General features: G+C 30.8%; 6 protein-coding genes. All 6 read right to left on the bottom strand.

Going from position 1 to position 6,848, the window contains the following annotated elements:
* Nucleotides 1-532: class I SAM-dependent methyltransferase (locus ACKVOD_RS01590; RefSeq protein ID WP_409207733.1), on the bottom strand; the 532-nt coding region annotated here is incomplete at its 3' end.
* A gap of 10 nt (nt 533-542) precedes the next feature.
* Nucleotides 543-1,502, bottom strand: a complete 960-nt coding sequence (locus tag ACKVOD_RS01595) for a glycosyltransferase family 2 protein (RefSeq protein ID WP_409207734.1) — start codon at nt 1,500-1,502, stop codon at nt 543-545.
* Nucleotides 1,499-2,851, bottom strand: coding sequence for a hypothetical protein (locus ACKVOD_RS01600; protein WP_409207735.1), 1,353 nt, complete (start codon nt 2,849-2,851; stop codon nt 1,499-1,501). The genes ACKVOD_RS01595 and ACKVOD_RS01600 overlap by 4 nt, the downstream gene beginning before the upstream one ends.
* Nucleotides 2,852-2,860: 9 nt before the next feature.
* On the bottom strand, nt 2,861-3,334 hold the full coding sequence (locus tag ACKVOD_RS01605) for a hypothetical protein (protein ID WP_409207736.1): 474 nt from the start codon (nt 3,332-3,334) through the stop codon (nt 2,861-2,863).
* Nucleotides 3,331-4,404, bottom strand: a complete 1,074-nt coding sequence (locus ACKVOD_RS01610; RefSeq protein WP_409207737.1) for a GNAT family N-acetyltransferase — start codon at nt 4,402-4,404, stop codon at nt 3,331-3,333. The genes ACKVOD_RS01605 and ACKVOD_RS01610 overlap by 4 nt, the downstream gene beginning before the upstream one ends.
* Nucleotides 4,404-6,848 (bottom strand): glycosyltransferase family 2 protein (locus tag ACKVOD_RS01615; protein ID WP_409207738.1); only part of this gene is annotated, 2,445 nt, incomplete at its 5' end. The genes ACKVOD_RS01615 and ACKVOD_RS01610, both read right to left, overlap by 1 nt.

The raw sequence follows: 6,848 nt of genomic DNA on the forward strand, positions 1-6,848 counted from the left end.
AGTTCCAATAACTCGATTTTAAAATAGTTAGATTGGCATTTTGTAATTTTGACTTCAAATCTTTATTGGTATACCTCCTGAAATGTCTGTTTACTTCATCATGAACACTCCATAGTGATTGAAAAGCGGGCACAAAAACATACATCATTCCTCCTGTTTTCAATAACCCCTTCCAATTTTGAATTGCTTTAGTATCATCCTCCAAATGCTCCAAACAGTCAGAGGCTATAATAATATCGAATTTTTCGGATAAGCTAATATTTTGTGCATCCATTACAAAGGCATTATAAATACCATTTTTTTTACAATTCGCAATCGCTTTCTCACTGATATCAACACCAAAAAGGTTTTCAGTTTTAAAACCTAATAACTCTAAATCCTTTAAAAAAATACCAGATGAGCAGCCGATATCAATAATTTTATTATCTCTAGACACCTCTTTCAATAAATCTAGTAAATATTTTCTTCGAGAAACAAACCACCAATTTTCGCTTTCTACTTCATGGTATTTTTTTTCATAATCAACTTCCATATATACTAAATTAAATTATTTTTTTATCAATAAAATACCGGGGTCTTTGTTTAGTTTCGGCATAAATTTTACCAATATATTCTCCAATGACTCCAATAGAAAAAAGTTGAATTCCACCTAAAAAATACATTGGCAAAACAGTTGATAACCAACCCGGAACAGCATCTCCAGTATAGATTGCAATTCCAGCATAAGCTGTCATTATCAAACATAAAAAGAAAACAATAAAACCAACTGCCGTAACTAATTTTAAAGGTAAAGTACTAAATGAAGTAATGCCATTCCAAGCAAATGAAAGCATTTTCCGCAATGGAAATTTAGAATTTCCTGCAGTACGAGCTAATCTATCATAATAAATTATAGCACTGGTAAAACCCATCGAAGGAATAATTCCTCTTAAAAACAAATTAACTTCGTTGTAATAAGACAAACAATTAATCGCTCTTTTGCTACATAACCTATAATCAGCATGATTAGGAATCATATTTGATTTTAACTTTTGTATTAACCAATAAAACAGTTTGGCTGAATTTTTTTTAAAAAAAGTATCCGTGGTGCGTTCTTTTCTCACACCATATACAACATCAATTCCTGTATTAAATTTTTGAATCATTGTTTCAATGACACTAATATCGTCTTGCAAATCAGCATCTATAGAAATTAGCGCATCAGCATCTTCATTAAAAGTGAGTAATCCTGCTAATAAGGCATTTTGATGCCCAACATTACCCACTAGTTTTAAACCTTTGACTTGTTTGTTTAGAGAAGCCAAAGTTTCAATCAAGTTCCAGGTATTATCTTTGCTACCATCGTCAACAAAGGCTACAAAACTTTTATCTGAAATCAAGTTACTGGCAACCATTGTAACTATCAAATTTCTTAATTGATTTTCGGTATCATTTATAACTTGCTCTTCGTTATAACAAGGAGAAATTATGCCAATAACAGGCTTTGAAATAGTATCCATCATTTTAAAAGTTTATACGTTGGAAACATAATTACTGAAATTTTATCAATTATTTTTTTTATGAAATGAATTCGGTATAATCCGGACGCACTCATAATATACAAAGCTACTTTCGAAGGAAAAACATAACGAGGTTCCATATATGTGAATCCATGAAAAACGAGTAAAGAAACCGTTATTCCCCAAAATATCCAATATTTTATTAAACTTTTTTCATGAATTAAAAATAAAGCAACACCTGCAAGTATTATTAAATTAATTGAATTAAGAATTAAGAGAAAACTCCAATAACCGATTATTCCCTTAAAAGGCCCCAAGACGAATTGATTTGGAGGAACTTTGCTAATTATATTGAGATTTCCGTATAAACATTTTATAAAAAACTGCCTAGTAGTCCAAAAAGGATGTGATACTATATCTTTTACCAAAAACTCCTTATAAACAGCATTAAAGGAACGATTCGTTTGGGTTATTTCTTTGGATAAATCCTGTCGACTTTTCACCCAATTTTGATAATCTTTGCTGTCCGCCCGATTGGTATTATCCCAAAAACGCAAATCGAGTGGTTCTTCTCGGAACTGAAATCGCCCTTGATGTGCAACAAAATAAAATAACGACTCTTGATTTTCACCCGACTTACCAATAGTTGTTAGTTTGGCTAACTGAAGCCCTCCAATACTAAATGAAGTAACAACTAAAAAAGTAAAAACTAATTTTCTTCCGTAATTTTTAAAAAAGGATTTATTATTGTAATAGGAATATAAAATCACTACAAAAATAATCCCCAAAAGCAACATCGCATTTGGCCTATTCATAATCAATAACCAGATTCCAAAATTCAACACCAACCACCCTCTTTTTTTATGAGGTTCTCCATAAGCCAATACCCATCCATAAAGCCCCAAAGTCAACGAAAAAAAAGCAGGTATTTCAGCCAAAATTCCTAATGAATAATAACAATGAATTGGAAATATAAAAAAGAGTAACACCGCTAAAAAGCCTACTTCTTTGGAAAAAAAAACACAGCCAATTCTAAAAATAAGTAGTAAACTAATTGTTGTAATTATAGATAAAAAAACAACCGCAAGCAACCAAAGTTGTTCATCGGTAGCGTCGTCTGGTGCCAACAAATAAGCGGGTGTATAGAACAGTATAGGCCCCGGAGCTTTTGTGATTACTACTTTATCAAAATCAACCTTACCCTTAATAAACAAGGCTAAATTTTTGGACTCCGTATGAAAATTCATGTCTCCATACCGATTGGCCTTGAAAGGCAAATTCGAAACCAATAGCATTAGTAATGAAGAAACTAACACAATAAATAAATTCATTCTTTTTGTAGAAAAATCCATTTTATCCTTTTAATAGTTTTTAATATTCTTATCAAAATAGAACCAAAGCCACCTTTTGGCTTCAATCGAAGCAATTTTTTTACATCCTGATTTTTCAATTCCTTTTATAGAACTCGCATTGTCACGATTTACTATCACAAACACTGCTGAATTTTTAGCTTCAATTAACATTTTTTTTGCGATAAAATGAATCACAAAAGGATAGATAGATTTCCCTCTATAATCCGGATGGGTATAACAATCGCCTATTGTTAGCCCTTTTTTTCTAATTAATTTTAACAAAAATACTTTATCCAAAAGAAAACTATTATGCACCAAAACACCCTTGTCAAGTATAAAATATTTTTTCTTCCCTTTCGAAATTGGTTCTATTAGAATTTCAAATCCCAAATCTGGAAATGGTAAAATATCCTTTTTGGTCATTGCATAAATAACAACATCAATTTTGATTAATTTTAAACTTTTAAAAATTTTTTTTATCATTTCTTATTCTTTAGAATCGACAAAATTTTAGAAACTTGGTTTTTAAAAGGTCTCACACATTTTTCGAAAAAAATAAATACCCGAAAATAAAATGGTTTTAATACCCAGTAGTATTTAGACTGTTCGAATGGGATTCGTACTGTATTAAAACTATTCTTAAAATCCATCACACCTTTTGAACCTCCTAAAGAAATATTATAGCCGTCAAAACCATTTTCAATGGATAACTTTATGGCTTCCCATTGCAGAAAATCTCCAGTTCTTAGATCTGGAACCTCTTTTTTAGATCCCCCTAAAATGTACGTAAAATAATTACCTGCTTGAATCAAGAGTATTGCTCCTTTTAGTTCCCCATTTTTATAAGCACCGAGCATTTTCAAACTCCCTTTATCTAATAAAGCCAATAAACTTTCTTTTATATCATCCCATGCTCGAATACTATAATTGCCTTGTTTAGCTGTTTCTTCAAATAATCGATGCCCATTTTCTAGTTTATCAATAGTATTCATATCCTCAAGAAATAAACCTTTACGATAGGAATTTCTGATATTTCTCCTAACACTAGAACTCAGACTCATTATTTTTGATTCTGCATCTAAAAATCCTTTTAAACTAATCCAGTTTAACCCATTAGAGGCATAAATATACTTGAATAAATGACCCGTTTTTGCCTTGTTGAGTGCTACTAATTTAGGTAAAATAGGATAAACATGATTATTTACAGCTGTCGAAAATGGCAATGTAATATGACAATAACAAGAGTTGTGATATTTTGCCCTTTGGGGTACGGTTTCAATTAATTCATTGAGTCGATTTTCAAATCCTTGAGCAACAATAGGTCCAAAAGGAATAATAAAAAAATTAAAAAATAGTGCTTTGGGAATTATAGCCGCATATCCGCCTACTATACAATCGTTCTCTAAACCAATACAAAATTCATAGTCAAAACCATACGATTGATATGATTTAACCCAATCCGAAAATAGCAAATGAGAGCCTTTGTCTTCTTTTGTTACAAAAGTATCCCACTTATTTAACAAATCCTGGTCTTTGGTGTGAATTATCTCCATTAGTTTACTGTTCTAAAATGCAAATCTGAATCATTTACAACAATAATATTTCCTTTAGAATCAACATCTAAAATTACTTTTTCAAAATTAGATAAATACACAATTAATTCGTTCAAAGTAGGATTCCAAATCTCATTATTGGTAATTTTTTTTCCTAAATAAATGAAATTTTGTAAAACTTTATTATCAATTGAATCTTCAGTTTCAAACATTCTACCAGTATGATATTTCATAGGAACTGAAAAATAGGTGTGTGCTATAAAAAGTCCGTTTTCATTCACCAACAAATCAATATTTTCAGGAGCTAAAGATTTTATAAGATCTAGCATATCTATAGTTTGGAAGATCCTAAATAACTTTCCATTTTCTATGTATGGAAAAATAATTGAGTTGTATTTAGCATAGCGATAGTGCTTTATCTTCGCGTTTTTCCAAAATATAATAACTTTTAATAACGGAAGTAAAACTTTAGTACCATTATACAGTAATATTGGAATATCTTTCAGCCTATAGTAAAAAACAATATCTTTTATGTTTTGTGAAACTAATTTGTAATGCTCAATTAAATTACTTTCAGAATAATAATGGTAAAAACAATTTTTAATAAATTGTTGAATTTTATTAAAAAAGGAAATCCCTTTAATTCCTTTCCAATAGTTGTATAAGGTAAAATGAGATGGGTTTAATTGATTGATAATCCCTGATGTCGAAGTGCCTGAATCAATATAATTCCAAATATTTGTAATTTTTACAGAATCTAATTTTTTAAAATAGGTGTTTTTATCTATGATATTAGTGCTCTCAAACAAAGAAAAATTATAAGGTTGGTATCCATGATCGATCCAAGTAACTACATTTTCAACTGGTTTAAAATTTACAAAATCATTTGCACTATTTTCATCAGATTTAATTGACTGTGATAACGAATGATAGGCTAATTCATGACCCTCATCTGACCATTTTTTTAACTCGGCAGCATTATTTTGCCAAGACACACTATTATCCCTTTTTGAAAAGTGGTTTAAAAAAAAGCCTTTTGTGATTTTAACACCGCATTCTTTCAATAATTCTCGCTGTAATTTCAAATTTTCAAGGGTATCGAAATCACAATGATCTGTAAAACAAGCCACTGCCGAAAAAGGAATTTTAGATCGACTGAACTCAACAGCCCCTTCTTTACTAAATAACAAAGACAATACTTTTCCGTCTTCTTGAAAATCAATCGGATTAGAATGCTTATGAGATAAAAATTCACGTCTAGTTATTCGCGTAAATTTAGTCAATGCCGAAGCTTCGAGTTGATTAAACTTCCATGTTATTTTGTTATTACATTTCTTATTGTATTCCCAAACACCCATTGCTGTATTGGGTTGGATAAAAAAACCATTTGATAATTTCAAAATTTTAGGAACAAGTTGTGTTGCAATAAAATCTTTATCGGAATCAATCCATTGGTAATCACTATTTCTGATTTTTTCAATCGGATATCTAAATATTATCTCTATTTCAAAAGTGGCTTTTTGATATTTCGCAGGGATTCGAATAGGTGTTTTTAACAAATTTTCGCCTAATGGAAGGATATCAATTCTCTTACCTTTACATACTAATTGAATTTGCTTTACCACCCTAAAGTTCGATTCTAAATTCTTAGGTTTATCCCAAAACAAACTACACCACCCTACTATTCGACCTATACTTTCGCTAAAAGCGGCGATTCTTTTCGTTGAAGAAAATGTATTGAAAAATCGAATTAAGGTTAACAGTAATGTAATAGAATTCCATTTTAATTTAGATTTAAATTCAGGTGCCGGGTTCTTAATTCTCCATACATACCAGCCATTACGAACCACCATTTTACCGTATTGATATCGATTAGGCCTGCCGGACTCTTCGTGATAATGGCATAATTTAGCACTGGAGTTAATATATAATTTTCCGAATTGGGAAAGTCTCAAAGTAAAATCGGCATCTTCATAAAGTCCGTATCCTTCAAAATAAGTAGAAAAACGAATGATTTCAAAAACTGATTTTTTAAAAGAAGATACTCCTCCCATCAACATTTCAACTTCATATATTTTACCACTAGGAGGTAAAAAACTAACACTTCTTTCGTGTGCAAAATTGGGGTAATATCCAGGGGCACTACCACTGTCTAGACCCAATATTTTTCTTAAAATAAATCGACTACTGTCCCTTCGTTTCCAGCCATCAAAATAATATTCATTAATTCTAGGCTGATAGTTATCACCAACATATTCTGATTTGGTTTCATTGATAATATATCCCCCGACACCAAGGGCTTCAGGATAAATCTCGTAGGTTTTGAGCAATTGTTCAAAATAGTTCTTTTCTAAAACAATATCATCATCCAGAAAACAGACTACTTCTATTTCAGTCCCTACTCGCTCGATACCATAATTTCTTTGTTTAGTGAGACCGCGATG

Source organism: Flavobacterium sp., from assembly GCF_046155325.1.
Lineage (GTDB): Bacteria > Bacteroidota > Bacteroidia > Flavobacteriales > Flavobacteriaceae > Flavobacterium.

Coding starts and splice junctions, on each gene's coding strand:
- ACKVOD_RS01595 (WP_409207734.1), bottom strand. CDS start 1,502: ATGATGGATACTATTTCAAAGCCTGTTATTGGCATAATTTCTCCTTGT.
- ACKVOD_RS01605 (WP_409207736.1), bottom strand. CDS start 3,334: ATGATAAAAAAAATTTTTAAAAGTTTAAAATTAATCAAAATTGATGTT.
- ACKVOD_RS01600 (WP_409207735.1), bottom strand. CDS start 2,851: ATGGATTTTTCTACAAAAAGAATGAATTTATTTATTGTGTTAGTTTCT.
- ACKVOD_RS01610 (WP_409207737.1), bottom strand. CDS start 4,404: ATGGAGATAATTCACACCAAAGACCAGGATTTGTTAAATAAGTGGGAT.